Raw genomic sequence first — 25,680 nt, forward strand, 5'->3', positions numbered from 1 at the left:
ATTTTAAAAGAGCCAACAAACGTTGGCTCTTTTTTTATAGGTATTGGTCTTCTTCTAGGCATCGCTGTTGGTCAAAGTGATCATAGCGACCTTTAGGGCCTTTAAAGTGAATGTTCACCACCATACCTTTGTCTACGAAGTAGCGCAGGTTATCGCAGGAGACTTCACGACCAATTTTCTTAATTGCTGTCGCATTCCACTGGTATCTCGATGGCAGTGTCTGCACTAAAGAGATAACGCCAGACTCATCGACAGTCAAATCATCAACACCTGCGAGTGCAGTGCGAGCTTCTTCAATGGTTTGTTTATCTGCTGTTGGTGTTGGAACATCTGACGTTGATTGACAACCAACCAGTGCGAGCGAAGCCACTAGGCTTGCGACGATTGCATTAAATTTCATTATATTTCTCTGTAACTATTTGTTGTGTATCTGCTTTTATTAGCAGCTCAATCATATGATAGATTTGCGGTGTGTATCTAATGCTTGTTTGTATTTATTTTAATTATCGTTATCTGGAGCAAGTTTAAGAACATATTGCCCGATCGATTATTACTTGCCTTTCTATCTTCTTATTGCACAATACCGCTCCTAACTTCGAAATACTTAGTGCTTGTTTCTGCCATGCTGTTGATTATCGATAATTACGACTCGTTTACTTACAACCTCTATCAGTACTTCTGTGAGTTGGGGGCTGATGTGCAAGTGGTACGTAATGATGAAATTGATATTGCCGGTATTGAAGCGTTAGCGCCTTCGCACTTGGTTATCTCGCCTGGGCCGTGTACCCCTAATGAGGCGGGTATCTCGTTGCAAGCGATAGAACATTTCGCGGGGCAATTACCCATTCTGGGAGTTTGCTTAGGGCATCAAGCCATCGCGCAAGTTTTTGGTGGTGAAGTGGTGCGCGCTCGGCAAGTGATGCACGGTAAAACCTCGCCTATTCGACACAATGGACGAAGTGTATTTACTGGTTTGAACAATCCACTCACCGTGACCCGATACCACTCGTTGGTGGTGAAAAATGGCACTCTACCCGACTGTTTTGAGTTAACTGCTTGGACTGAGTTTGAAGATGGTTCTATGGATGAGATTATGGGCTATCAACATAAGACCTTACCGATAGATGCGGTCCAGTTTCATCCAGAATCGATCAAAACGGAGCAGGGACATGAACTGCTCGCCAACTTTCTGAAGCGATAAACCCTGACTGGGATCACCTTTCTTAACATTTCTTTCATAATTAAAGCGGCGAATATTCTGTGAAAAACTATTCGCAGCCTATGTCATTGTTACCTTTCAGCCCTTGCTATGCCTATGCTTAATCAGAGCTTATCTTTGTTATAAGAATATATTGCTTCATAAAACGAGTAGCATCGTGCATAAATACTCACACATGATGGGAATTCGGCTTTTTCAGTGTGGATAAAAAGCATAAATCACTATTGAAAAGGTTAATTGTTTGTAAATACAATGCCGTAATTGCTTAAAAGCAAAACAATATCTTATTTCATTGAATGGAAGTAAGGACAACATATTCGCTATGCATGCGGTATCGAGAGGGAATGTGCAATGACTGTAGAAAATAATGTAGAACGCGGTTTGTTTGATGAGGTAATGGTACCTTGTTATAACCCAATGGAAATGATTCCAGTGAAAGGCGAGGGTGCTCGCGTTTGGGATCAGCAAGGTAAAGAGTACATCGACTTTGCTGGTGGTATCGCCGTGAGCTGTCTAGGTCATTGTCATCCAGCAATGGTGAATGCATTAACAGAGCAAGGCCAAAAGTTGTGGCACCTCAGTAACGTGATGACTAACGAGCCAGCGCTGCGTCTAGCGAAAAAGCTGACCGGCGTGAGCTTTGCAGAAAAAGTGTTCTTTGCTAACTCGGGCGCTGAAGCGAACGAAGCTGCTCTTAAGCTGGCGCGTCGTTACGCTGCTGATAAGTTTGGTCCAGAGAAATCTGAAATCATCGCGTTTACACAAGGTTTCCACGGCCGTACCTTCTTTACGGTCACTGTCGGCGGTCAAGCTGCATACTCTGATGGCTTTGGTCCTAAGCCAGGTGACGTGACGCACCTACCATACAATGATGTTGAAGCGCTACGTGAGCATATCTCAGATCGCACGTGTGCCATCATGATGGAACCGCTTCAAGGTGAAGGCGGCATCATCTCTCCAACAGACGAATTTGTTCAAACTGTTCGTGAACTGTGTGACAAACACAATGCACTGCTGATTTTTGATGAAGTTCAAACCGGTAACGGTCGTACTGGTCATTTTTATGCTTACCAAGGTCTGGGTGTGACGCCTGACATTCTAAGCACTGCGAAATCTTTAGGCGGTGGTTTCCCTATTGGCGCAATGCTAACGACTACAGAGCTATCTAAGCACCTAAAAGTGGGTACTCACGGTTCGACTTACGGCGGTAACCCTCTGGCGTGTGCTGTGGCAGAAGCGGTGGTTGACGTCGTGAGCAACCCAGAAACTCTTTCTGGCGTTGCTGAGCGTGAAGCGCTGTTCCGTGATGGCTTGGCGAAGTTGAATGATAAATACCAAGTTTTTGCCGAGGTTCGTGGCAAAGGGTTATTACTCGGTGCTGCACTTAATGATGAGTGGCAGGGCCGTGCTCGCGATGTTTTGGTCGCAGCAGGTAAAGAAGGATTAATGGTACTAGTTGCGGGTGCAAACGTAGTGCGTTTCACGCCGTCACTTGTCATTAGTAAAGAAGAAATCGAAGAAGGATTAGCACGCCTGGATAAAGCATTAGCGTCGCTAACACAATAATTAAAACATCTAACTGAGCTAAGTCATCATGCTTAGCTCGACTATCGAGACCACCAGTTGTTCTTCAAAATAGCTGGTGGTGTTGGTATGAGCATCAGGAGGGAGTATCGATGCTAGTTGTTCGCCCTATCGCAATGTCGGATTACGACGCACTACACACTTGCGCCGTAGAATCGGGTCACGGATTTACATCTCTACCAGTTAACGAACAATTGTTAACCAATCGAATTACTCATTCAGAGTACAGTTTTACCAAGCCAGATGTTACTAAGCCCGGTGATGAAGGTTACCTAATGGTCGGTTTTGATAGTGAAACTGGCGAAGTAGCGGGTTGTACCGGAATTGAAGCTTCAATTGGCTGGGATGTGCCTTTTTACTCTTACCATATCAGTACGATTGTTCATTCTTCAGCAAAGCTGGGCGTTAACAATGTCGTTAAGTTACTGACATTTGGTAACAACTACACCGGATGTAGTGAGATTTGTACGCTGTTTCTAAGACCAACATTCCGTGGCGGTTTGAATGGTCGTTTGATGTCGAAGTGTCGTTTCTTGATGATGGCTGAACACCCACATCGCTTCTCTAAAACTGTCTTTGCTGAGATGCGTGGTGTGTCTGACGAAGAAGGTAATTCGCCATTCTGGCAGTGGCTGCAAGAGCATTTCTTCTCGATCGATTTCACCATGGCTGACTACCTAACAGGTATCGGTAAGAAAGGCTTTATTGCCGACCTTATGCCTAAGTTGCCCATCTACATCAACCTACTGAGCAAAGAAGCACAAGCGGTAATTGGTGAAGTGCACGAGAACACACGCCCAGCGCTGCGCTTACTTGAAAAGGAAGGTTTCACTTGCCGTAACTACGTCGATATTTTCGATGGTGGCCCAACGGTTGAATGTGATGTGCGTAATATTGAATCGGTACGTCACTCGTTCCGAGCCAAAGTGACCATCGCGGAGCATTCAAGCGCGAACGATTACTTGATTTCTAATACGTCTTTTGAAAATTTCCGCGCGACAGCGGCAAAAGCGTCCTATGACCGAGAGACCGAATCCGTGATTCTTTCTCCTGAGGTAGCGGATGCACTCAAAGTAAGCGAAGGCGAATTCGTTCGAATGTTGGCTCAGTAAGCCTGAATGTATAAAGAATTTGAAGGAAGAAGTTATGACACATTGGATTGCAGGTGAATGGGTTGCGGGACAAGGCGAGCCGATGAGTTCGCAAAGCCCGTACAACAACGAAGTGATTTGGCAAGGCGACAGTGCAACGCCTGAACAAGTCGAGCAAGCGGTATCGGCGGCACGCAGTGCGTTTCTCGGTTGGAAGAAAATGAGCTTTGCAGAGCGCGAGGCGATTGTTTTGGCCTTTGCCGAAAAAGTGAAAGAGAACAGCGAGCAGATTGCGGAAATCATTGCCAAAGAAACGGGCAAGCCAATCTGGGAAACGCGTACAGAAGCGGCAGCAATGGCCGGTAAAATTGCTATTTCGATTCGCGCATACCATGATCGCACCGGTGAAGCGCAGCGCGAAGCAGCAGGCAACCAGATTGTTCTACGTCATCGCCCACTGGGTGTGATGGCGGTATTTGGTCCGTATAACTTCCCGGGTCATTTGCCAAATGGTCACATCGTGCCAGCCCTTTTGGCCGGTAACACAGTGGTATTCAAACCATCAGAGCAAACGCCACTAACCGGTGAGTTTGCGATGAAACTGTGGGATCAAGTTGGTCTACCAAAGGGCGTGATTAACCTAGTTCAAGGTGCCAAAGAGACGGGAATAGCGCTCGCTGATTCGAAAGGTCTTGATGGCGTACTATTCACGGGTAGTGCAAACACCGGACACATTCTGCACAAGCAGTTTGCAGGACAACCTGGCAAGATGCTGGCTTTAGAGATGGGCGGCAACAACCCGATGGTTATCTCTGAGAGCTATGGTGACCTTGATGCGACGGTTTATACCATTATTCAGTCGGCATTCATCAGTGCAGGGCAGCGTTGTACCTGTGCGCGTCGCTTGTATGTGCCTGTAGGTGATAAAGGTGACCTATTAGTGAGCAAACTGGTGGAAGCGACTAACAAGATCCGTGTCGACCAGCCATTTGCAGAGCCTGCTCCGTTTATGGGGCCTCAAATTTCAAAAGCTGCCGCTGACTTTATCCTTGCTGCGCAAGCGAATCTGCAAAAGCTTGGCGGTGAGAGTCTAATCGAGGCGAAAGCGGGTGAGGCGGCATTTGTTACACCGGGTATCATTGATGTCACTGCGATTGCAGAGCTGCCAGATGAAGAGTACTTCGGCCCGTTGCTGCAAGTCGTTCGCTACCAAGGCTTGGAAAAAGCGGTGGAACTGGCTAACGACACACGCTTTGGCTTATCGGCTGGCCTAGTGTCTACCGATGACAGCGAGTGGGAGTACTTTGTTGACCATATCCGTGCGGGTATCGTAAACCGCAACCGTCAGCTCACTGGCGCGAGTGGTGATGCACCATTTGGCGGTCCAGGCGCATCGGGTAATTTACGTCCAAGCGCTTACTATGCCGCAGACTATTGTGCTTACCCAATGGCTTCGATGGAAGGCAGCGAAACATTGCTGCCTGCTACGTTAAGCCCAGGGTTAGATCTATAACCATAATAAACCACTAAGGTTTCCCTTATTGCCTTTCTCAGCCGAAAGGCACTTTAAACGTCACAGGTTGAAGGCTACCTAATCAGATTTTCTGGACACATTTTGGTTAGGTGGCCTCTTTTATATCGAAAAACAATACTAATAAAGCTCTCTTTAACGTAAACAACCCCGATACAAGGAGGCGTTATGACGCCAGATGTTTTGTTCCAACCGTTATGGAATGACTATATTCAACGCTTATGTCCCTCTGCTGAAAAAGTGCATCAACTTCTGCAAGAAGACGAAGCATTGATCAACGACCATATTGCTTTGCGCACCTTCAATGTTGAGCCGTTAGGCATTGCGACGCTGGCTCAACCATTCCTTGATGCTGGTTACACCCCTTGTGGTGACTATGTGTTTGAGAGCAAAAAGTTAGTCGCCAAGCATTTTGAACATCCAGATCCAACGCAACCGAAAGTATTCATCAGTGAACTCAAAGTCGATGAGTGTTCAGCCGAGTTGCAGGCTATCGTGGCTAAACTGGTTGAGCAGGTAGACGCCTCTCAATTGCAAAGCCCAGAGTTTTTGTATGGCGGACGTTTGTGGGATCTTAGCTACGCTGATTTCCAGACGTTGGCAAAAGAGAGTGAATACGCTTCTTGGTTAGCTGCCCATGGTTATGGTGCAAACCACTTTACTGTGAGCGTTAATCAGTTAAATGCGTTTAACGAAGTGGTTGATGTGAACAACCATCTGCGTGATGCAGGCTTTACCATCAATGAGTTTGGTGGTGAGGTGAAAGGATCTCCTGATGTGTTGCTCGAACAGTCATCCACTATGGCAGACAAAGTCCCCGTGCAATTTACTGAAGGCACAGAGATTATCCCGGGTGGTTTCTATGAGTTTGCCAAGCGTTATCCAATGAGCAACGGCGAGCTCTATCCAGGGTTTGTTGCGGCGTCTGCTGATAAGATTTTTGAAAGCACCAATGGGTAAGTTAGAACAGGGATTACCTAGTTTGTATTGCTCATAAACAAAAAGCCACCCAATGGGTGGCTTTTAAAATTCAGCAGTTAATCGAGATTAACGAGTACCGTAAACAACGATTGTCTTACCGTGAGCAGAGATTAGGTTCTGCTCTTCTAGCATCTTCAAGATACGACCTACTGTCTCACGAGAACAGCCAACGATTTGACCGATTTCTTGACGAGTGATCTTGATTTGCATGCCGTCTGGGTGAGTCATCGCATCTGGTTGCTTCGCTAGGTTTAGTAGCGTTTGCGCGATACGGCCAGTAACGTCTAAGAACGCAAGGTCGCCCACTTTTTGGCTTGTCACTTGAAGGCGGCTTGCCATTTGCGCTGAAAGGCGCATTAGGATATCTGGGTTTACTTGAATTAGCTGACGGAACTTCTTGAATGAAATTTCTGCTACTTCACAAGGAGATTTAGCACGAACCCATGCGGTACGCTCTTGGTCTTCTTCGAATAGACCAAGTTCACCGATAAAGTCACCTTGGTTTAGGTAAGAAAGGATCATTTCCTTACCTTCTTCGTCTTTAATAAGAACCGCAACTGAACCTTTAACGATGTAGTACAACGTCTCAGCTTTCTCGCCCGCGTGAATTAGCGTGCTTTTTGATGGGTACTTATGAATATGACAGTGTGAAAGGAACCACTCTAATGTTGGGTCGGTTTGAGGTTTACCTAGAACCATAATATCTCACTTCCTCTGCAGGGTACGCTTGCCGCTTTCCATGTTTTAGCTAAGCCTTAAATAGGCTTACTAGGATAAGAGCACTTTACAAATGCTGCAAGCCAACTTGTGTTTCGGTTACAAATAGTATCCTTTTTCGAAAACGATTTCTTGATTTTAATCGGGTCCTACTTGGGTTTTGCTACGCAAAACTGTGCACATGATCACGGTATGAAAAGTAATCGTGTTCTAGCCGTGAGTTCTAGCCAATTTTTCCTGTTTCGATGAGTTGCTGAAGGATAGGACGAACGATCAATTCCATCGCAAAACTCATCTTGCCACCAGGCACGACTATGGTGTTATGTCGCGACATAAATGAACCATCAATCATTGCCAGTAAGTATGGGAAATCGACGTTCTTAATTCCGCGCAAGCGAATGACCACGAAACTCTCATCCAAGCTCGGGATGCCTTTTGCATTTAAAGGATTGGATGTATCGACGGTCGGCACTCGTTGAAAGTTAATGTGGGTGCGCGAAAACTGTGGGGTGATGTAGTTGAGGTAGTCGTCCATCGAACGAACAATCGAATCCATCACCGCTTCACGAGAGTGACCTCGATCGCGTGTGTCTCGAACAAACTTTTGAATCCACTCTAAGTTCACGATTGGAACCATGCCAATCAAGAAGTCCACATGCTGGGCAACGTTAACATCGCCATCGACGACGCCGCCATGCAACCCTTCGTAGAAAAGAACGTCGGAGTTCTCTGGCAAGTCTTGCCAAGGGGTGAAGGTGCCAGGCATTTGGTTGTATGGCACTGCCTCGTCAAAGGTGTGCAGGTAGCGGCGAACTTGCCCTGTACCTTCATGGCCATATTTACGAAAGAACTCTGCTAGCGCAGGAAAGTCGTTAGCTTGTGGGCCAAAGTAACTAATATGGCGGCCTTGCTCGCGCGCCTTACGGATCTCCACATCCATTTCTGGTCGTGTGAAGCGATGGAAGCTGTCGCCTTCAACCCATGCGGGTTTGACGTTCATCATATTGAACATCTTACGGAAAGCTTCTGAAGTAGTGGTAGTACCGGCGCCAGAAGAACCGGTAACGGCAATAATTGGATGTTTTGCTGACATGACAAACCTTGTCGTTGAATACGTTCCTGTAATCGGAGTTCACTATAGCACGCTTTAGTAAACCGTCATTGTATGCAGTTCTCTAAAATTTGTTTTTGAGTTGAATGTCGACGGTTTCATGTAACTCGGAGAAAACCACGACCGCATCACCCGACTCGAGCTGTTTCTTAATTTGGTCAATCTTGCTTTGCAGTGACACCTCTACCGCTCCGTAGTCGGTTCCTTCCCTAAGGACAAACTCACGAATCAAGTTTTCTAATGTCTCTGGTGCAATGTCTTGCCAAGGAACAATCATAAATACCTCTAGATTTTATGTTCGCAGATGAGGCGCTATTATGCCGGATCGGTGAGACTTTCATAGTAGGCGGGCAGGGCTTCTTCCAGCCAAAACCGCGGTTTGATGGCGCTGCCGGTAACAAAGCCGACATGACCGCCTTGATCAAACAGCCGGTAATCGATGTTATCGGGCAGCACATACTTGGGGATCACCGCATCAGTCATAAACGGGTCGTCTTTGGCATGAATGATTTGCGTCGGGACTTTGATCTCTTTCAGGCGGTGGATGCCCGAACAGCGCTGGTAGTAATCTTCGGCATCTTTAAATCCATGCAGCGGCGCGGTGATTAAGTCGTCAAACTCGTACAATCGCGTCACCCGTTTGATGCATTGATAAGTTAGCCCTAACTCGCCCTTGAGTAAGTGGTGCTTCTGCAAGGCGCTCTTTTTCAAAGAGGAGAGTAAGTAGTTTTTGTAGAGCTTAGAAAAGCCTTGTTCAATTCGCTCCGAGCAGGCCGAGAGATCCAATGGCGCGGAGACAATCGTTGCGGCATCGAGTAGTGGGTCTTGATTATACTTAGCCAAGTAGTTCGCCAGCATATTTCCGCCAAGTGAAATCCCAACGGCAACCTTCTTTTGAGAAGGAAATAGACTATTGAGGTACTGCAAAAAGAAACGGGCATCTTCGACTTCACCAGAGTGATAAGCGCGCGCTAACTTGTTCGGCTTACCGCTGCAGCCGCGAAAGTGCATCATGACGGAGAGCCAACCTTGTTTGTTAAACGCATCCATCAAGCCATTGGCGTAAGGGCTGTAGAAGCATCCTTCCAGTCCGTGGAACAGAACGAAAATCGGTTTGCTTTTGGCCGCTGTGGTCTGGTTATCTTCACCCCAAGCGATGTCAAGGAAGTCACCATCGGGGGTATCAAGTGTTTGCCAGATAGGCTCAAACAGCGCTTTTTTTCGAATTAAGCGCGGAGCTAGGGTTTGAAGGTGGGGATTGGAAAGCCCTTTGGCGGCGACAAACTGAGTCATAAACAGTCTCTATAGGTTGGCGATGTTATCAATGGGCTCAGCGAAGGCTGAATAGAGGCGCTCGCCACCAAGTTGACGGCAATACCGAAGCGTAAGTGGCTCGCCGAGATTCTTTTCCAATTGAATACTGTTAATGCAATCAACCAGATCAGACTGCTGCTGTTTTTCGAGTTGCAGTTCGAATTGAAGCGATTCTCGATAGACAGTGTCTGGCACTTGGCTTTTTAGCTTTCGCCTTAACTCGCGGAAATTGAGGAGTAGGGCTTCGGAGCGCCCGAGACACTCCTCAACACGATGCCAATCTTGCTCACCAAAACAGACCTGTTGTTCGTCGAGCCATTTGAGCAGCAGTAATAAATTGACGTTACCTTTAAACTGATTTTGCAGAGCTAAGCACGCCTCTTTTACTTCTCGCACACTGTAGTACTGCAAGCTAAATTGCCACAAGCGCTCAAGTGTTAAAGAAATTTGTGCGTGCTCTGAACTCATTGGCTACTGAACTCCTGCTCCATCTGTTCTAGCTCTTCTTGGAGAGCCATCCATTCCATTTCAACATCTTCAAGCTCGGCTTTGCTGTTGGCTTGAATGGCGAGTACTTGATTAAGTTTAGCTTTATTTTCGGCTTCATAAAGTGAGTTATCGGATAATTGCGTTTCCGCTTCCGCTAACGATTCACCCAACTTATCCATTTTTTCTTCTAACTTTGTCAGGTTTTTGCGAATTGGCGCGGTTTGCTTGCGAAATTCAGCTTCACGGCGTTTCTGGTCTTTTTTGGCCGCCGCGCTGTTCGCACTCGTTTTCTCTGGTTGCTGAGCTTGGGCTTCACGTCGCTCCGCTTTTTGTTGCTCTGTTAGCCATTTGTAGTAGTCGTTCAAATCGCCATCAAATGGGGCAACTTGGCGATCATGAACCAGGTAAAGATCATCGGTGGTCGCACGCAGTAGGTAGCGGTCGTGCGAGACAATCACCATCGCCCCCTCAAAGGTTTGCAGAGCCATAGTTAGCGCTTGACGCATATCCAAATCTAGGTGGTTCGTTGGTTCATCGAGCAGCAGCAAGTTCGGTTTTTGCCATACGATTAATGCCAGCACCAGACGTGCTTTCTCGCCACCGGAAAACGGCGCTACTTTTTCTAGCGCTTTATCGCCTTGGAAGCCAAAACTGCCGAGATAATTACGCAGCTCGAGCTCATTCTTGTCAGGCGCGATCTGCATCATGTGCTGCAACGGTGTTTCTTCTGGGTGAAGCGTTTCTAGTTGATGCTGAGCAAAGTAGCCAATCTTCACGCCTTGTGAATAGGTTAAGTCGCCCCCTTGAGGATTGAGTTCACGAGAAAGCAACTTAATCAGCGTTGATTTACCTGCGCCATTGCGACCAAGTAGACCAATGCGACTGCCAGGTACGAGGTTGAGGCGGATTTTTTCTAAGATAAGATTATCGCCATAGCCTGCTGATACCTCATCCATCATGATGATAGGGTTTGGCAGCGCATCTGGATCGCGAAATTGGAAGCTGAATGGGTTATCGAGCTGCGCAGGCAGAACCTTCTCCATTTTCTCTAAGGCTTTGATTCGGCTCTGTGCTTGGCGAGCTTTCGAGGCTTTGTAGCGGAAGCGGTCGATGTAGCTTTGCATGTGCGACATCTGCTTTTGTTGCTTCTCAAATTGCGCTTGTTGCAAGATAAGCTTCTGAGCGCGCTGTTCTTCAAATGATGAGTAGTTGCCGGTGTACTCGTTCAGTAACTGATTCTCGACGTGAATGACACGACCGACAATAGGATCGAGAAAGTCTCGGTCGTGTGAGATAAGCACGAGTGTACCGGGGTAGTTTTGTAGCCAGCGTTCTAGCCACATCACGGCATCTAAGTCCAAGTGGTTGGTTGGTTCATCAAGAAGCAACAAATCTGAGCGGCAAAGCAGAGCTTGAGCTAGGTTCAAGCGCATACGCCAGCCCCCCGAGAACTGAGTTAAGTTCCAACTCATTTGCTCTTGGCTAAAGCCTAAACCATCCAATAGTTCCGCCGCACGAGCGCGGATACTGTACCCCCCGATGGTTTCAATTTGGCCGTGGATTTCGGCAACTAGCGTCCCTTTGTCTTGTTGCTCCGCCTGTGCAAGATCGGCTTCTAGCTTTCGATATTCACGATCACCATCGATTACGTACTCAATGGCGCTACGCTCGAGAGCAGGAGTTTCTTGAGCGACCCATGCTAGTTCCCAATGAGCAGGTTTGCTGAAGTTGCCCGCATCAATAGACAGCTCGTCTTTAATTAATGCAAAAAGCGTCGACTTACCGCAGCCATTTTTTCCGACCAGGCCCACTTTGTCGCCGGGATGAATGGTTGCTGAAGCTTGCTCAAGAAGGGGTTTTCCGCCACGTAGTAGCTGTATGCCAGAGAAGGTGATCATAGTTGTTTGCTTTATCTTTGCTCGTATTGCGTCGAATAGTAGGGGGAATAAGATTAAAAGTCGATTATTGCGTTATTTGCGCTAACCACGTATAACAAACTGATAACCTATAAAAACAATAGAATACATTCGAAACACAAGGATTGCTGTCCAAGGAATGCAGAGTTTAGCCACGCAAAAGCCCAAAGTTTTGGTGCTGTATGCCCACCCTGAGTCACAGTCGTCAGTGGCCAACCAAATGATGCTCAAGAAAATTCAATCACTTGAGCATGTCACCGTGCATGATCTTTACGCGCACTATCCCGATTTTTTTATTGATGTCGCCGCGGAGCACCAACGACTTATCGAACATGATGTGATCGTGTTTCATCACCCTCTTTATATGTACTCTTGCCCAGCATTGCTAAAAGAGTGGCTAGACCGAGTGCTCGGGAAAGGATTTGCGTTTGGTGGCGGTGAGGCGTTGAAGGGCAAATATTGGCGCAGTGTGATTACGACAGGAGGTCAAGAGGAAGCATTTAGTAAAGGTGGCTACAACCGCTATCCTTTATCAGAGATACTTCAACCTTTTGAGCTCACTGCAGCATTGTGTCAAATGCATTGGATTGAACCTTTAGTGCTTTACTGGGCAAGAAATGTCTCCGAAATGGAGCGCTACCAACACGCTGAAGCGTATCGACAATGGTTGAATGACCCATTGTATGTTTACCCAGAAGAATTAGGAGGCGAGCATGGCGCTTGAAAGTGATTTCCTCCAAAGTAGTGTGATTTTCTTGACCGCAGCGGTAGTGGCGGTGCCCCTTGCGCAACGAATGGGGCTTGGCTCGGTATTGGGTTACCTTCTCGCTGGTGTGGCGATCGGCCCTTGGGGGCTGGGCTTGATCAGCGACGTTGAAGCGATTCTCCACTTCGCTGAGTTTGGTGTCGTCTTGCTGCTCTTTCTGATCGGCTTGGAGCTGAACCCGAAAAAGCTATTACAAATGAAAGGACCGATTCTCGGTTTAGGCGGCGCGCAAGTGGTCATCACAACTTGTGTGATATCCAGCGTTGCTTATTTAGCGGGAACCAGTTGGCAAACCAGTTTAGTAATTGGAATGGGACTGGCGCTTTCCTCGACAGCCATTGCTTTGAAAGTGATTGAAGAGCAAGGGTTGGCAGGCAAAGAAGCGGGTCAGTCGGGTTTTGCAGTATTGCTATTCCAAGATATCGCCGTGATTCCCATGTTGGCGATTTTGCCCTTACTTGCCGGAAACACGGCAGGCAATGCGTGGGATGCGCTGTGGATGTTTGCTGGCGTAGGCGGGCTGTTGGTTGGTGGTCACTTCTTGCTGCGACCATTGTTCCGTTATGTCGTGATTAGTGGCGTGCGTGAATTGTTTACTGTCGCGGCACTCTTGCTGGTGATAGGCATTGCTCTAATCATGAAGCAGCTTGGTTTATCTATGGCGCTAGGAACCTTTCTTGCTGGAGTGTTACTTGCGGAAAGCGAGTATCGTCACGAGTTAGAAATCGCGATAGAACCGTTTAAAGGTTTGCTGCTTGGACTCTTCTTCATTGCCGTGGGTATGGCGGTCAACTTAGGGTTGCTTGCGTTAGAACCATTTGCTGTCCTTGTGACGGTATTCAGCTTGGTTGCGGTGAAAGGGGCGATTCTTTATTTCTTAGCGCGTCTTTATGGTAGTCGTGCAAAATCGCGCAGTAAAATGGCGGCGATTTTAAGCCAAGGTGGTGAGTTCGCCTTCGTTATCTTTACCGCTGCGAGTGCCGAAGGGCTTCTTAACCAAGAGCAGACGGCTTTCTTGCTTGTTGTAGTCAGCTTATCTATGGTCACCACCCCTCTATTACTGATGGCGCAGAACAAATGGTATGCGAGAGGACTAAACGCAGAAACAGAAGCAACACTGGCTAGCGATGTCATCAATAAGCAGCCTCGCGTCATCATTGCGGGCTTTGGTCGTTTTGGTCAAATCATTGGCCGTCTTATGTACGCCAACAAGATCAAAGTGACGGTGCTGGAAAGTGATGCTAGCCAAATTCAGTTGCTGAGAAAGTATGGCTACAAAGTTTACTACGGTGATGCCACTCAGCTCGATTTATTGCGAGCCGCTGGTGCAGACAAAGCCGAAGCCATGGTCATTTGTACCGACTCACCGGATGAGATCATGAAGATCGTAGAACTCTGTCAGACGCATTTTCCTAAGCTACGTTTGCTCGCTCGAGCACGCAGTCGCGTAGAAGCTTATCAGTTGCTGAGCCATGGTGTTGAAAGCTATTCTCGTGAAACCTTCCTTGGTGCACTCGATCTAGGCCGTCAGGCGTTGGTTGAGTTGGGAATGCATCCGTATCAAGCCAAACGAGCGGAAGCCCATTTTAGGAAACTTGATAACGCGATGCTCAAAGAGCTCCTCCCTCAGCATCAAGATGATAAGCAATTGGCCTTAAGAGCCAAAGAAGCCCGTAAAGAACTGGAAGAGATTTTTGGTCGTGAAATGGAAAGCGATCAACAAGCGAAGAACTTCTGGGATTAATCCAATAGAGTCGTAACATGAAAAAAAGATTTATCGCAGGCGCCAACTGCCCGAAGTGTTCAGAACAAGACACATTACGTTGGTGGATAGAAAATAATATCGAACTGGTTGAGTGTGTCGAGTGTGGTCACCAAGATCAAAGAAAACCCGAGTCCATGGAAACGACCAAGCACAGCGGCGAAGAAATGATCGGGATTTTTAAGCCGGATTGATTGAGTTTCTCTGAATCATCCCCATAATAACCCCAGTAGAAAGTTTGCTGACCATAGGGTTAGCTGTGGTCCTTTATCCTCCTTGGAGCCAATATGAAAATCGAAAAGAACGTAGTAGTAAGTCTTGCTTACCAAGTAAAGCTAGAAGACGGTGTTGTTGTTGATCAGTCTACAACTGACGCGCCTCTAGATTACCTACACGGCAACAACAACCTAATCACTGGTCTTGAAACTGCACTAGAAGGTAAGGAAGCGGGCGCGAAGTTCTCTGTTACTGTTTCTCCAGAAGAAGCGTACGGTGAGCACAATGACGCACTAGTACAACGCGTTCCTGCCGATGTTTTCCAAGGTGTTGAGCAAATCGAAGTGGGTATGCGTTTCCTAGCGGATACTGACCAAGGTCCAATCCCTGTTGAAGTAACAGAAGTTGACGGTGATGAAGTTGTGGTTGACGGTAACCACATGCTAGCAGGTCAAACACTGACGTTTGATGTTGAAGTTGTCGCTCTACGCGAAGCAACAGCAGAAGAGATCGAACACGGCCATGTTCATCAAGCTGGTGGTTGTGGTCACGACCACGATCACGAAGGTGGTTGTTGTGGTGGCGAAGGTCATGACCACGGTGAAGAGAAAAAAGACGGTTGCTGCGGTGGCGGTAGCTGCGGTTCTCACTAATCCATAGATGATTAGCGAGTAACAAGAGGCGTTTCCTGTAAAACGGGGAGCGCCTTTTTTGTCCCAGTAAGGTCGTTAGATTGAAGGAGTCCAACCGATGACAAAGCCTTTCTCAATCGCCGTTCATGGCGGAGCCGGAACCATTCTACGTGAGCAAATGAGCGATGAGCTCAAGGCTGCGATCCTCGCTGATCTCGAGCGGTCCGTTCGCGCAGGGCATGAGATTCTTCTTCAATCTGGTGATGCACTTGATGCGGTTGTTGCTGCGGTGAAGGTGCTCGAAGATTCTCCTAACTTTAATGCTGGCAAAGGTTCGGTCCTCACTCATAAAGAGATGGTTGAGATGGATGCCTCCGTCATGCACGGAGCTAAGGCCGAAGCTGGCGCAGTGGCTGGGGTGCGCCATATTAAAAACCCGATAGAGCTTGCTCGTGATGTGATGCAGAAAAGCAACCACGTACTACTGATTGGTGACGGGGCTGAACAGTTCGCGTTTGAGCAGGGCTACTCATTTACCGAGCAGGATTACTTCTTTACTGATCGCCGCTATGAGCAATTACTCTCGATGAAAGAGAAAGGCCTATTTGCGCTCTCAGAATCTAAATACCCCGATGATAAAAAGTACGGCACGGTCGGCGCCGTGGCTTTGGATCAAAAAGGGAACTTAGCGGCAGCAACCAGCACAGGGGGCGTGACAAATAAGAAATATGGTCGCGTCGGCGACTCTTCGATTATTGGTGCCGGTACCTTTGCAGAGAACGGTAATGTGGCCGTTTCAACCACAGGTATGGGTGAATTCTTCATTCGTAAAATGGTTGCCGGGGACGTTGCTGCTCGAATGCGCTATCTCAAAGAAGATGTACACACCGCCTGTGAAACCATTATCCAAGGGGAATTGAAACAGATGGGCGGAGAAGGCGGTCTGATAGCGGTGGATGCGCAAGGTAACCTACATTTTTCAATGAACAGTTCTGGGATGTATCGCGCGGGTATCGATAGAGATGGGAAACTGAGCGTAAAAATATACGCCGATGAGTAACCTCTGGCGGTGATGTTTCGTCAGGAAAGCACTAACTGATTGATATTAATCGCAGTTGTTTTAAACATGGCTTTGTTTAATCAGTATTACGCATGGATGATTAAAAAATGACTGCAAGAAATGTGATTCAGTGCTAGAATCCATTTTTAACTAGCAACAGATACTGGAAAGATGGGAAATAACGTAGTCGTTCTGGGCACCCAATGGGGTGACGAAGGTAAAGGTAAAATCGTTGACCTTTTAACTGAAGATGCAAAGTATGTGGTTCGCTACCAAGGCGGTCACAATGCTGGTCACACTCTTGTAATTGACGGTGAAAAAACCGTTCTTCACTTAATTCCATCAGGCATCCTACGCGATAACGTAAAATGTGTTATCGGTAACGGCGTTGTACTCTCGCCTGAAGCACTTCTTAAAGAAATGAAGCCTCTAGAAGAGCGCGGCATCCCAGTACGCGAGCGTCTTTTCGTTTCTGAAGCTTGTCCTCTAATTCTTCCTTACCACATCGCTATCGATAACGCGCGTGAACTTGCTCGCGGTAAAAAAGCGATTGGTACAACAGGCCGTGGTATCGGTCCAGCTTACGAAGATAAAGTTGCTCGTCGCGGTCTACGCGTTGGTGACCTTTTCGATAAAGAAATGTTCGCTGAGAAACTAAAAGAAGTCATGGAATTCCATAACTTCCAACTAGAGCACTTCTACAAAGCTGAAACAGTAAGCTACGATGAAGTTCTTGAGCAGTGCATGGGTTACGCAGACCTACTAACCTCAATGGTTATGGACGTAACTGACGAACTAGACGCAGCACGTAAGCGCGGCGACAAGATCATGTTCGAAGGTGCTCAAGGTACGCTACTAGATATCGACCACGGTACTTACCCATACGTAACTTCTTCTAACACGACTGCTGGTGGTGTTGCTGCAGGTTCTGGTTTTGGTCCTCGTCACATCGGTTACATTCTTGGTATTACTAAGGCGTACTGTACTCGCGTTGGTTCAGGTCCATTCCCAACTGAGCTATACGATGGTCAAGACAAGCAAGATCCAATCGGTAAACACCTAGGTACTGTTGGCCACGAGTTTGGTGCAACAACAGGTCGTCTACGTCGTACAGGTTGGTTTGATGCAGTAGCAATGCGCCGCGCAATCCAAATCAACTCTCTAACGGGTATGTGTCTAACGAAACTAGACGTTCTTGATGGGCTAAAAGAGATCAAAATCTGTACTGGTTACAAGATGAAAGATGGCTCTATCCTAGAAGTTTCGCCAATGGCTGCTGAGTCTTTTGAAGAAGCTACGCCAATCTACGAAACAATGCCTGGTTGGTCTGAAACCACATTCGGTGCTAAGACTCTAGACGCACTGCCTCAAGCAGCTCTAGATTACATCAAGCGTATCGAAGAGCTAACGGGTATCCCAGTTGATATTATTTCTACTGGCCCTGACCGTAATGAAACCATCATTAAGGTTCACCCATACCAAGCTTAATTTCTGATTGCTATCAGTGAATTACAAAACCAGCACTCCGGTGCTGGTTTTTTTATGACCATTTTTCTCTTGATCTATCGGTTGTGAATGGCAACAATTTGCCTGATAGCGGCAATTTTGATTAAAGAGTTAGCACCCATTGCCGATATAACTATCAAGCTTGCCGCATCTGTGGCAAAACGGGTGTTATCGTTTTAGCTTCTCGTCGAAGTGAAACCGTAGCACACACGATCGAAGTGAAGAGTGCAGACAATGAAGCTAAGAAAATTAGCGGCTTCGATGGTATTGGCTTTAAGTATCTCGGCAGTTCAGGCGAATGAATTGCCTGAAATTGGTGAGCCGGTACCTATATATACCGAAGCAGAACTGATTAAACTGATAAACAACAATCAACATCTAGAGCGTGTCAAAGCGGATAATTGCCAGTTGGTAGAAGACATCGTTGCGCGAGCAACGCGCATTAGTCTTCCGTCTTACGAGTTTCTTTACGGAGATATGTTGGCATGGGGCGTGTGTGTCGATCAGGATGTTGAGCTTGGCCTTTATTATATGGAAAATGCGGCTCATCAAGGTTTACCTGCTGCGCTTGAGCAGTTAGGTCGTTACTATTCTAGAGGCACTTTAGTGCAACAAGACAAAGAACGTGCGATCCCATATTTGCGTGAAGCTGCTGCGATGGGTAATTTGAATGCTCGAATCCATTTAGCTGAGTTGCTATTGCGTGATTATGGCAGTCCGTTGGACTACGAAGATGCCTATCGTTGGCTGTATAATTCCGTCACTGCAGATCAGCGTACACACAAGCGCATTTCAATTCTGCGTCAAGGTTTAGAACGTCGCATGCCAGAAAACATTATTGTGAGAGCGAAAAAGCGCGACACCTTCTGGTAACTCTGAACCCTTGAACATTTGGTCGCTGCACTCACCAATGAATTCAAACTAAACGCTCCGCAATGTCGGGGCGTTTTTGTCTCTTTGATAGGCAATACAATCTTCGCGTTGATCCATAAGCTTAGTAGAGGTTGGCTATCTGCTCAGATTTAGTCATTTATTGGGGTGCAGCCAGTTCTTGTGCTGTAGGTAACCGTAAGATTTAGATATACTTAAAGAGTCCTCCAATTGATAGCAGGCCTTCCTATGTCAGACAATACCCATAATGACCCTTTTGCAGCTCGTGAATCGGAGAATTATGAAAATCCGATCCCTAGCCGTGAGTACATTCTTGAATTCTTAAGCCAAGCCGGTGTTCCGATGAATCGCAACGACCTGTTTGAGGCGTTGAAATTGTCTGGTGAAGATCACTATGAAGGTTTGCGTCGTCGTCTTCGCGCAATGGAGCGCGACGGTCAGCTCGTGTTCACGCGTCGTCAATGCTATGCCCTGCCTGAGAAGTTGGAAATGGTAAAAGGCTATGTGATTGGTCACAAAGATGGACACGGTTGGGTCCGTCCAGAAGGCAGTGTTGGCAAAGATAACGACATTGTGCTTCCTCATCACCAGATGAAAAACATTATCCATGGTGACTACGTACTGGTGCAACCGACGGACAACTCTAAGCGAGGACGAAAGGAAGGGCGACTTGTTCGTGTTCTCGAAGAACGAGCAACCCAGATTGTGGGGCGTTTCTTTCTTGAGTATGGCTACTCATACGTTGTCCCTGATGATTCACGTATCAGCCAAGACATCCTAATTCCAAATGATCTCAGAGCGGGTGCTCGTATGGGCAATGTCGTCGTGATTGAGATTACCGATCGCGGCTCCCGTTCTCGCGGCATGATGGGCAAAGTAGTGGAAGTGTTGGGTGAGAACATGGCGCCTGGGATGGAAACGCAGATCGCAATCCGTACTCACCAGATTCCTCATGAGTGGCCAGAAGCTGTTAACAAGCAAATTGAAGGCTTGGGAGAAGAGGTTCCGGAAGAGGCGAAAGTAGGGCGTGTCGATCTTCGCGACTTACCGTTGGTCACCATCGATGGTGAAGATGCGCGTGACTTCGATGATGCCGTTTTCTGTGAGAAGAAGAAAAGTGGTGGTTGGCGTTTGTGGGTAGCTATCGCGGATGTCAGCTATTATGTTCGCCCAGACAGCGCACTCGACAAAGAAGCGATCAATCGCGGTAACTCGGTTTATTTCCCATCTCAAGTTGTACCAATGTTACCAGAGGTGCTTTCCAACGGACTATGTTCACTCAACCCGCAAGTTGATAGGTTATGTATGGTCTGTGAGATGACCATCTCTGACACCGGTAAACTCTCAGGCTACAAGCACTACGAAGCGGTGATGAACTCGCACGCGCGTCTGACCTACAACAAGGTTCACGACATCTTGGAAGGAGATGAAGAACTTAGAATGCGTTATCACAAGCTGGTACCGCATCTTGAAGAACTGCATAGCATGTACAAGGTACTCAAGCATGCACGTGACAATCGCGGTGCGATCGAGTTTGAAACGGTCGAGACTAAGTTCATCTTCAATGCTGAGCGTAAGATTGACAGCATTGAACCAGTTATTCGCAATGATGCACACAAGATCATTGAAGAGTGTATGATTCTAGCCAATATCGCTTCGGCTTCATTGGTTGAGAAAGCGAAGGAGCCTGCGCTGTACCGAATTCACGAATCACCGGGTGAACTGCGTTTACAAGGTTTCCGCGATTTCTTAGGTGAACTTGGCTTGCACTTAAATGGTGGTTTAGAGCCATCACCAACGGATTACGCTGATCTCGTTAAGCAGATTGCTGAGCGTCAAGATAAAGAGTTGATCCAAACCATGCTGCTACGTTCGATGAAGCAAGCAGTCTATAACGCAGATAACTGCGGACACTTTGGTTTGGCGTTAAAGCGATATGCGCACTTTACTTCGCCAATTCGCCGTTATCCAGACTTGCTGTTACATCGAGCAATCAAATATCTGATTGCCAAAGAAAACGGCACCCTGAAAGACCGTTGGACGCAAACAGGTGGATACCATTACTCCTTTGATGATATGGACTTCTACGGTGAGCAATGTTCGATGACCGAACGCCGCGCAGACGATGCCACTCGTGAAGTCTCGGATTGGCTCAAATGTGAATACATGCAGGATCATGTTGGTGAAGACCTGGACGGCGTGATCGCAAACGTCACAGGATTTGGCTTCTTTGTTCGCCTAAGTGACCTTCATATCGATGGACTGGTTCACATCTCCGCACTTGCGAACGACTATTATCAATTTGATCCGATTGGTCAAAGGCTTATCGGTGAAAGTTTTGGAGCGATTTACCGTTTAGGCGATGCGGTGAAAGTGAAAGTCCTTTCGGTAAATCTCGATGATCGCCAAATTGACTTTGAATTAGTTGAAACAAGTCGTAAGCTACGCGGCGAAGGAAAGACGGCTAAGAAGCGCGCGGCAGAGGCAAAACGAAAAGCCAAAGAGAAAAAACGTGCAGCTACCAAAAGTGGCACAGGGCACAAAGCGAGCCCTGATGTAGAGCCGACGAAACGACCAGAGCGTGCGGAATCTAAATCAGGCAAGAAGCCGAAGGTCACCAAGGCTCGTAAGAAAAAGCCAGGTGCTAAGCCGAAGAAAACTAAGCGCACGAAGAAAGCGGCACAGTAAGAAATTAACCCAACAGGTTTTTAAATGAGTAACGAATTTATTTACGGAATTCACGCCGTCAAAGCGGTACTAGAGTGTGAACCTGAGCGCTTTATTGAAGCGTTTGTGCTGAAAGGTCGTCAAGATGACCGCTTGATGCCGATTTTGAATGAACTCCAAGTGTGTGGAGTGTCGATTCAGCAAATGACGCGCAAGACGCTCGATGACAAAGCACGTGGTGCGAACCACCAAGGCATTATGGCGCGAGTGAAACCGGCCAAGCAGCTTAATGAAAACGACTTAGACGATATACTTGCTAAACATGAGTCACCACTATTGTTGGTTCTTGATGGCGTAACAGATCCACATAACCTTGGTGCTTGTTTACGTAATGCGGATGCTGCAGGTGTTGCTGCGGTAATCGTACCAAAAGATAAGTCAGCGAATATTACGGCAACAGTGAGTAAAGTGGCATGTGGTGCGGCTGAAACGGTACCACTAGTTCGCGTGACTAATCTAGCGCGCACCATGCGAGCGCTTCAAGAACAGGGCATTTGGTTTGTCGGTACTGCTGGTGAAGCGACTCAGGATATATACCAAGCTAAACTGACAGGCTCTTTGGCTATTGTAATGGGCGCTGAAGGAGATGGTATGCGTCGTCTAACCCGTGAAACCTGTGATGACTTAATCAAGATCCCGATGGCAGGTAGCGTATCTAGCCTTAATGTTTCAGTAGCATCTGGGGTATGTTTATTTGAGGCAGTGCGTCAGCGTTTAGCTTAAGCTATTGGCAACATTCTAAAGAGCAGATTGTTGATTCAGTCTGCTCTTTTTTAATCAATGCGCTGCTAAAACCTCCTTGGCATCTTTCTCGTTTATTTTTCAAACAGGGCTTGCATGTGAAACTGTGATCTGTATAATGCGTCGCACTGGTTAAGCCAGTTGTGAACCAATGAGCGCCGAGGAGCCGATTTATCGGGTAATGTAGACTCAGCTTATGTTCGCGGTTAATACAATTAGCTATCTTTTCTTCGGAAAAACTATCCCCAGAGGTGACTCTGGTATGTAGGGATAGTTAATCGAAAATTAACTGACAATGCGTCCTAATCTTGGATGCTACGGTTTCACATAAATCAATCGGCATTCTCTCGTCTTGACGAGTCTGAGTGGCGATATTGTTTGTGTAATTTTTAATATTGGAGCTCTGTCTCATGCAGAACCAACGTATCCGTATCCGCCTAAAAGCTTTCGATTACAAACTAATCGACGCTTCTACAGCGGAAATCGTTGAAACAGCTAAGCGCACTGGCGCACAGGTTCGTGGTCCAATCCCACTACCTACTCGTAAAGAGCGTTTCACAGTTCTTATCTCTCCACACGTTAACAAGAAAGCACGTGACCAGTACGAAATCCGTACTCACAAGCGTCTAATCGACATCGTTGAGCCAACAGACAAAACTGTTGATGCTCTAATGCGTCTAGACCTTGCTGCGGGCGTTGACGTTCAAATTAGCCTAGGTTAAGGGAGATTAGAAGAATGATTGGTCTAATCGGTCGTAAAGTGGGCATGACCCGCGTATTTACTGAAGAAGGCGTTTCTATCCCAGTAACTGTTGTTGAGGTTGAAGCTAACCGTGTTTCTCAAGTGAAAACTCTTGAGACAGATGGCTACGCAGCAATCCAGGTTACTACTGGTGCTAAGAAAGCTAACCGCGTATCAAAGCCAGAAGCAGGTCACTTTGCTAAAGCTGGTGTTGAAGCTGGTCGTGGTCTTTGGGAATTCCGTTTGGAAAACGGTGAAGAGTTCGCAGTTGGCGCTGAGCTAACAGTTGAACTATTCAACGAAACTAAGAAAGTAGACGTTACTGGTACTTCTAAAGGTAAAGGTTTCCAAGGCGCTGTTAAGCGTTGGAACTTCCGCACTCAAGATGCTACTCACGGTAACTCATTGTCTCACCGTGCTCCTGGTTCTATCGGTCAATGTCAGACTCCAGGTCGCGTATTTAAAGGCAAGAAAATGGCAGGTCACATGGGTGCTGAGCGTGTAACGACTCAAAACCTAGAGATCGTACGTGTTGACGCTGAGCGCAACCTGCTTCTTATCAAAGGTGCAGTCCCAGGCGCAACTGGCGGAAACGTGATCGTTAAACCAGCTGTTAAAGCATAACGTCTCAGGAGTAAGTAATGGAACTAATGGTTAAAGGTGCTGATGCACTAACTGTTTCCGAAACTACTTTCGGACGTGAGTTTAACGAAGCTCTTGTACACCAAGTAGTTGTTGCATTTGCAGCAGGTGCTCGTCAAGGTACACGTGCTCAGAAAACACGTTCAGAAGTATCTGGCGGTGGCGCTAAGCCATGGCGTCAAAAAGGTACTGGTCGCGCACGCGCTGGTACAATCCGTAGCCCAATCTGGCGTACAGGTGGTGTTACTTTTGCTGCGAAACCACAAGATCACAGCCAAAAAGTAAACAAAAAAATGTACCGTGGTGCTATGAAGAGCATTCTTTCTGAGCTAGTTCGTCAAGAGCGTCTAATCGTTGTTGATAACTTCTCAGTTGAAGCGCCAAAGACTAAAGAGCTAGTTGCTAAGCTTAAAGAGCTTGAGCTAACTGACGCTCTAATCGTGACTAGCGAAGTAGATGAGAATCTATTCCTAGCTGCTCGTAACCTATACAAAGTTGACGCACGTGACGTTGCTGGTATCGACCCAGTTTCACTAATCGCGTTCGACAAAGTTGTAATGACTGCTGAAGCAGTTAAGCAAGTTGAGGAGATGCTAGCATGATCACTGAAGAGCGTATCCTAAAAGTTCTACGTGCACCGCACATCTCTGAAAAAGCAACTATGGCAGCTGAGAAAGCGAACACTATCGTTTTCAAAGTAGCAAAAGATGCAACTAAGAAAGAGATCAAAGCTGCTGTAGAGAAGCTTTTTGAAGTTGAAGTTAAGTCTGTAAATACTCTTATCACTAAGGGTAAGACCAAACGTCAAGGTCTACGCCAAGGTCGCCGCAGCGACGTTAAGAAAGCGTACGTTACTTTGAAAGAAGGTCAAGATCTTGACTTTGTTGGCGGCGCGGAATAACAGGAGTAGTTGAACAATGGCTATTGTTAAATGTAAGCCGACTTCCCCTGGTCGTCGTCACGTTGTTAAAGTTGTTAACGCTGACCTACACAAGGGCAAGCCATACGCACCTCTTCTAGAGAAAAACTCTAAGAACGGTGGTCGTAACAACAACGGTCGTATCACAGTACGTCACATCGGCGGTGGTCACAAGCACCACTACCGTGTAATTGACTTCAAACGTACTAAAGACGGTATCCCAGCGAAAGTTGAGCGTCTAGAATACGATCCAAACCGTAGCGCTAACATCGCTCTAGTTCTGTACGCAGACGGTGAGCGTCGTTACATCCTAGCACCTAAAGGTGTTCAAGCTGGTGATGCTATCCAGTCTGGTGTTGATGCACCAATCAAAGCTGGTAACGCTCTACCAATGCGTAACATCCCAGTAGGTTCAACTGTACATAACGTTGAACTAAAACCTGGTAAAGGTGGTCAGCTAGCTCGTTCGGCTGGTGCTTATGCTCAAATCGTTGCTCGCGACGGTGCATACGTAACTATCCGTCTACGTTCTGGTGAAATGCGCAAAGTACTTTCTGAAGGCCGTGCAACAATCGGTGAAGTTGGTAACTCTGAGCACATGCTACGTGAACTTGGTAAAGCTGGTGCTAACCGCTGGCGCGGTGTTCGTCCAACCGTTCGCGGTGTGGTAATGAACCCAGTAGACCACCCACACGGTGGTGGTGAAGGTCGTACTTCTGGTGGTCGTCACCCAGTTTCACCATGGGGTCAGCCAACTAAAGGCTTCAAGACTCGTAAGAACAAACGCACTGACAAGTACATCGTACGTCGTCGTAACAAGTAATCTATATAAAGAGGAATCGCCATGCCACGTTCTCTCAAGAAAGGTCCATTTATTGACCTACACTTGCTGAAGAAGGTAGAGAAAGCGGTGGAAAGCGGAGACAAAAAGCCTATTAAGACTTGGTCCCGTCGTTCAATGATCATCCCTACGATGATCGGTTTGACCATCGCTGTCCATAATGGTCGTCAGCACGTACCAGTTTTCGTTACTGAAGAAATGATCGGTCACAAACTGGGTGAATTTGCACCAACTCGTACTTACCGCGGCCACGTCGTGGATAAGAAAGCGAAGAAGCGTTAA

At 47.0% G+C, this 25,680-nt stretch carries 27 protein-coding genes; 20 read left to right on the forward strand and 7 right to left on the reverse strand.

Annotated features, from left to right (window positions below; all coding sequences use genetic code 11):
- Positions 1–34: 34 nt before the first annotated feature.
- Entirely contained in the window at positions 35–400 is a 366-nt protein-coding gene (locus U9J37_RS12685; RefSeq protein WP_005470904.1) for a hypothetical protein, read from the reverse strand.
- A 222-nt stretch (positions 401–622) separates the two neighbouring features.
- On the opposite strand from U9J37_RS12685, the gene U9J37_RS12690 reads away from it, so the two are divergent.
- The 5 genes from U9J37_RS12690 to U9J37_RS12710 all read left to right on the forward strand — a co-directional run bounded on the left by U9J37_RS12690 (position 623) and on the right by U9J37_RS12710 (position 6,385).
- Positions 623–1,201, forward strand: coding sequence for an aminodeoxychorismate/anthranilate synthase component II (locus tag U9J37_RS12690; protein ID WP_038192767.1), 579 nt, complete (start codon positions 623–625; stop codon positions 1,199–1,201).
- A 369-nt stretch (positions 1,202–1,570) separates the two neighbouring features.
- Positions 1,571–2,785: an aspartate aminotransferase family protein gene (locus U9J37_RS12695; RefSeq protein WP_005471154.1), complete on the forward strand. Its 1,215-nt coding sequence runs from the start codon at positions 1,571–1,573 to the stop codon at positions 2,783–2,785.
- A 110-nt stretch (positions 2,786–2,895) separates the two neighbouring features.
- Entirely contained in the window at positions 2,896–3,915 is a 1,020-nt protein-coding gene (gene astA / locus U9J37_RS12700; RefSeq protein ID WP_005471035.1) for an arginine N-succinyltransferase, read from the forward strand.
- Positions 3,916–3,949: 34 nt separating this feature from the next.
- Positions 3,950–5,407, forward strand: coding sequence for a succinylglutamate-semialdehyde dehydrogenase (gene astD / locus U9J37_RS12705; RefSeq protein ID WP_005471006.1), 1,458 nt, complete (start codon positions 3,950–3,952; stop codon positions 5,405–5,407).
- Positions 5,408–5,593: 186 nt separating this feature from the next.
- The gene (locus tag U9J37_RS12710) at positions 5,594–6,385 is read left to right on the forward strand and encodes a DUF1338 domain-containing protein (protein WP_005471066.1); all 792 of its coding nucleotides are present in this window, start codon (positions 5,594–5,596) and stop codon (positions 6,383–6,385) included.
- Between the two features lie 87 nt (positions 6,386–6,472).
- On the opposite strand, the gene crp is transcribed toward U9J37_RS12710, so the two are convergent.
- The 6 genes from crp to U9J37_RS12740 form a co-directional block, all read right to left on the reverse strand.
- Entirely contained in the window at positions 6,473–7,105 is a 633-nt protein-coding gene (gene crp, locus U9J37_RS12715; protein ID WP_004410522.1) for a cAMP-activated global transcriptional regulator CRP, read from the reverse strand.
- A gap of 241 nt (positions 7,106–7,346) precedes the next feature.
- The gene (locus U9J37_RS12720; RefSeq protein WP_005471097.1) at positions 7,347–8,216 is read right to left on the reverse strand and encodes a phosphoribulokinase; all 870 of its coding nucleotides are present in this window, start codon (positions 8,214–8,216) and stop codon (positions 7,347–7,349) included.
- 82 nt (positions 8,217–8,298) lie between these two features.
- Entirely contained in the window at positions 8,299–8,511 is a 213-nt protein-coding gene (locus tag U9J37_RS12725; protein ID WP_005471041.1) for a YheU family protein, read from the reverse strand.
- A gap of 38 nt (positions 8,512–8,549) precedes the next feature.
- Positions 8,550–9,527 (reverse strand): hydrolase, encoded by a 978-nt coding sequence (locus U9J37_RS12730; RefSeq protein ID WP_005471153.1) that lies wholly within the window; start codon positions 9,525–9,527, stop codon positions 8,550–8,552.
- 9 nt (positions 9,528–9,536) lie between these two features.
- Complete coding sequence (locus U9J37_RS12735; RefSeq protein WP_005471127.1) at positions 9,537–10,016, reverse strand: TIGR02444 family protein; 480 nt, start codon at positions 10,014–10,016, stop codon at positions 9,537–9,539.
- Positions 10,013–11,935, reverse strand: coding sequence for an ABC transporter ATP-binding protein (locus tag U9J37_RS12740; RefSeq protein WP_005470868.1), 1,923 nt, complete (start codon positions 11,933–11,935; stop codon positions 10,013–10,015). The genes U9J37_RS12735 and U9J37_RS12740 overlap by 4 nt, the downstream gene beginning before the upstream one ends.
- Before the next feature lie 157 nt (positions 11,936–12,092).
- Between U9J37_RS12740 and kefG the strand changes: the two genes are divergently transcribed.
- From kefG to rpsS, 15 genes are all read left to right on the forward strand, one after another.
- Entirely contained in the window at positions 12,093–12,677 is a 585-nt protein-coding gene (gene kefG, locus U9J37_RS12745) for a glutathione-regulated potassium-efflux system ancillary protein KefG (RefSeq protein ID WP_005470997.1), read from the forward strand.
- Positions 12,667–14,463 (forward strand): glutathione-regulated potassium-efflux system protein KefB, encoded by a 1,797-nt coding sequence (kefB, locus tag U9J37_RS12750; RefSeq protein WP_043886755.1) that lies wholly within the window; start codon positions 12,667–12,669, stop codon positions 14,461–14,463. The genes kefG and kefB overlap by 11 nt, the downstream gene beginning before the upstream one ends.
- Before the next feature lie 17 nt (positions 14,464–14,480).
- Positions 14,481–14,675, forward strand: coding sequence for a YheV family putative zinc ribbon protein (locus tag U9J37_RS12755; RefSeq protein ID WP_038139277.1), 195 nt, complete (start codon positions 14,481–14,483; stop codon positions 14,673–14,675).
- 93 nt (positions 14,676–14,768) lie between these two features.
- Positions 14,769–15,350, forward strand: coding sequence for a peptidylprolyl isomerase (gene slyD / locus U9J37_RS12760; protein WP_038139279.1), 582 nt, complete (start codon positions 14,769–14,771; stop codon positions 15,348–15,350).
- A 97-nt stretch (positions 15,351–15,447) separates the two neighbouring features.
- On the forward strand, positions 15,448–16,389 hold the full coding sequence (locus U9J37_RS12765; RefSeq protein ID WP_005470985.1) for an isoaspartyl peptidase/L-asparaginase family protein: 942 nt from the start codon (positions 15,448–15,450) through the stop codon (positions 16,387–16,389).
- A gap of 171 nt (positions 16,390–16,560) precedes the next feature.
- Positions 16,561–17,877, forward strand: coding sequence for an adenylosuccinate synthase (locus U9J37_RS12770; RefSeq protein ID WP_038139284.1), 1,317 nt, complete (start codon positions 16,561–16,563; stop codon positions 17,875–17,877).
- Positions 17,878–18,129: 252 nt separating this feature from the next.
- The gene (motX, locus tag U9J37_RS12775; RefSeq protein ID WP_005470916.1) at positions 18,130–18,768 is read left to right on the forward strand and encodes a flagellar protein MotX; all 639 of its coding nucleotides are present in this window, start codon (positions 18,130–18,132) and stop codon (positions 18,766–18,768) included.
- A gap of 246 nt (positions 18,769–19,014) precedes the next feature.
- Positions 19,015–21,474: a ribonuclease R gene (gene rnr / locus U9J37_RS12780; RefSeq protein WP_005470959.1), complete on the forward strand. Its 2,460-nt coding sequence runs from the start codon at positions 19,015–19,017 to the stop codon at positions 21,472–21,474.
- Between the two features lie 24 nt (positions 21,475–21,498).
- The gene (gene rlmB, locus U9J37_RS12785; RefSeq protein WP_005471156.1) at positions 21,499–22,236 is read left to right on the forward strand and encodes a 23S rRNA (guanosine(2251)-2'-O)-methyltransferase RlmB; all 738 of its coding nucleotides are present in this window, start codon (positions 21,499–21,501) and stop codon (positions 22,234–22,236) included.
- Between the two features lie 428 nt (positions 22,237–22,664).
- On the forward strand, positions 22,665–22,976 hold the full coding sequence (gene rpsJ / locus U9J37_RS12790) for a 30S ribosomal protein S10 (RefSeq protein ID WP_004410492.1): 312 nt from the start codon (positions 22,665–22,667) through the stop codon (positions 22,974–22,976).
- A gap of 14 nt (positions 22,977–22,990) precedes the next feature.
- Positions 22,991–23,620 carry a 50S ribosomal protein L3 gene (gene rplC, locus U9J37_RS12795; protein ID WP_005470867.1) on the forward strand — a complete coding sequence of 210 codons (630 nt, stop codon included), beginning with the start codon at positions 22,991–22,993 and terminating at the stop codon, positions 23,618–23,620.
- Positions 23,621–23,637: 17 nt separating this feature from the next.
- Positions 23,638–24,240, forward strand: a complete 603-nt coding sequence (rplD, locus tag U9J37_RS12800; protein ID WP_005435074.1) for a 50S ribosomal protein L4 — start codon at positions 23,638–23,640, stop codon at positions 24,238–24,240.
- Entirely contained in the window at positions 24,237–24,539 is a 303-nt protein-coding gene (gene rplW, locus U9J37_RS12805; protein WP_004398471.1) for a 50S ribosomal protein L23, read from the forward strand. The genes rplD and rplW overlap by 4 nt, the downstream gene beginning before the upstream one ends.
- Positions 24,540–24,555: 16 nt before the next feature.
- A complete protein-coding gene (rplB, locus tag U9J37_RS12810; RefSeq protein WP_038139298.1) occupies positions 24,556–25,380 on the forward strand; it encodes a 50S ribosomal protein L2 in 825 nt (274 codons plus the stop codon).
- Positions 25,381–25,401: 21 nt separating this feature from the next.
- Positions 25,402–25,680 (forward strand): 30S ribosomal protein S19, encoded by a 279-nt coding sequence (rpsS, locus tag U9J37_RS12815; RefSeq protein ID WP_004745876.1) that lies wholly within the window; start codon positions 25,402–25,404, stop codon positions 25,678–25,680.

Source organism: Vibrio sp. 16 (assembly GCF_963681195.1).
Lineage (GTDB): Bacteria > Pseudomonadota > Gammaproteobacteria > Enterobacterales > Vibrionaceae > Vibrio > Vibrio sinaloensis_D.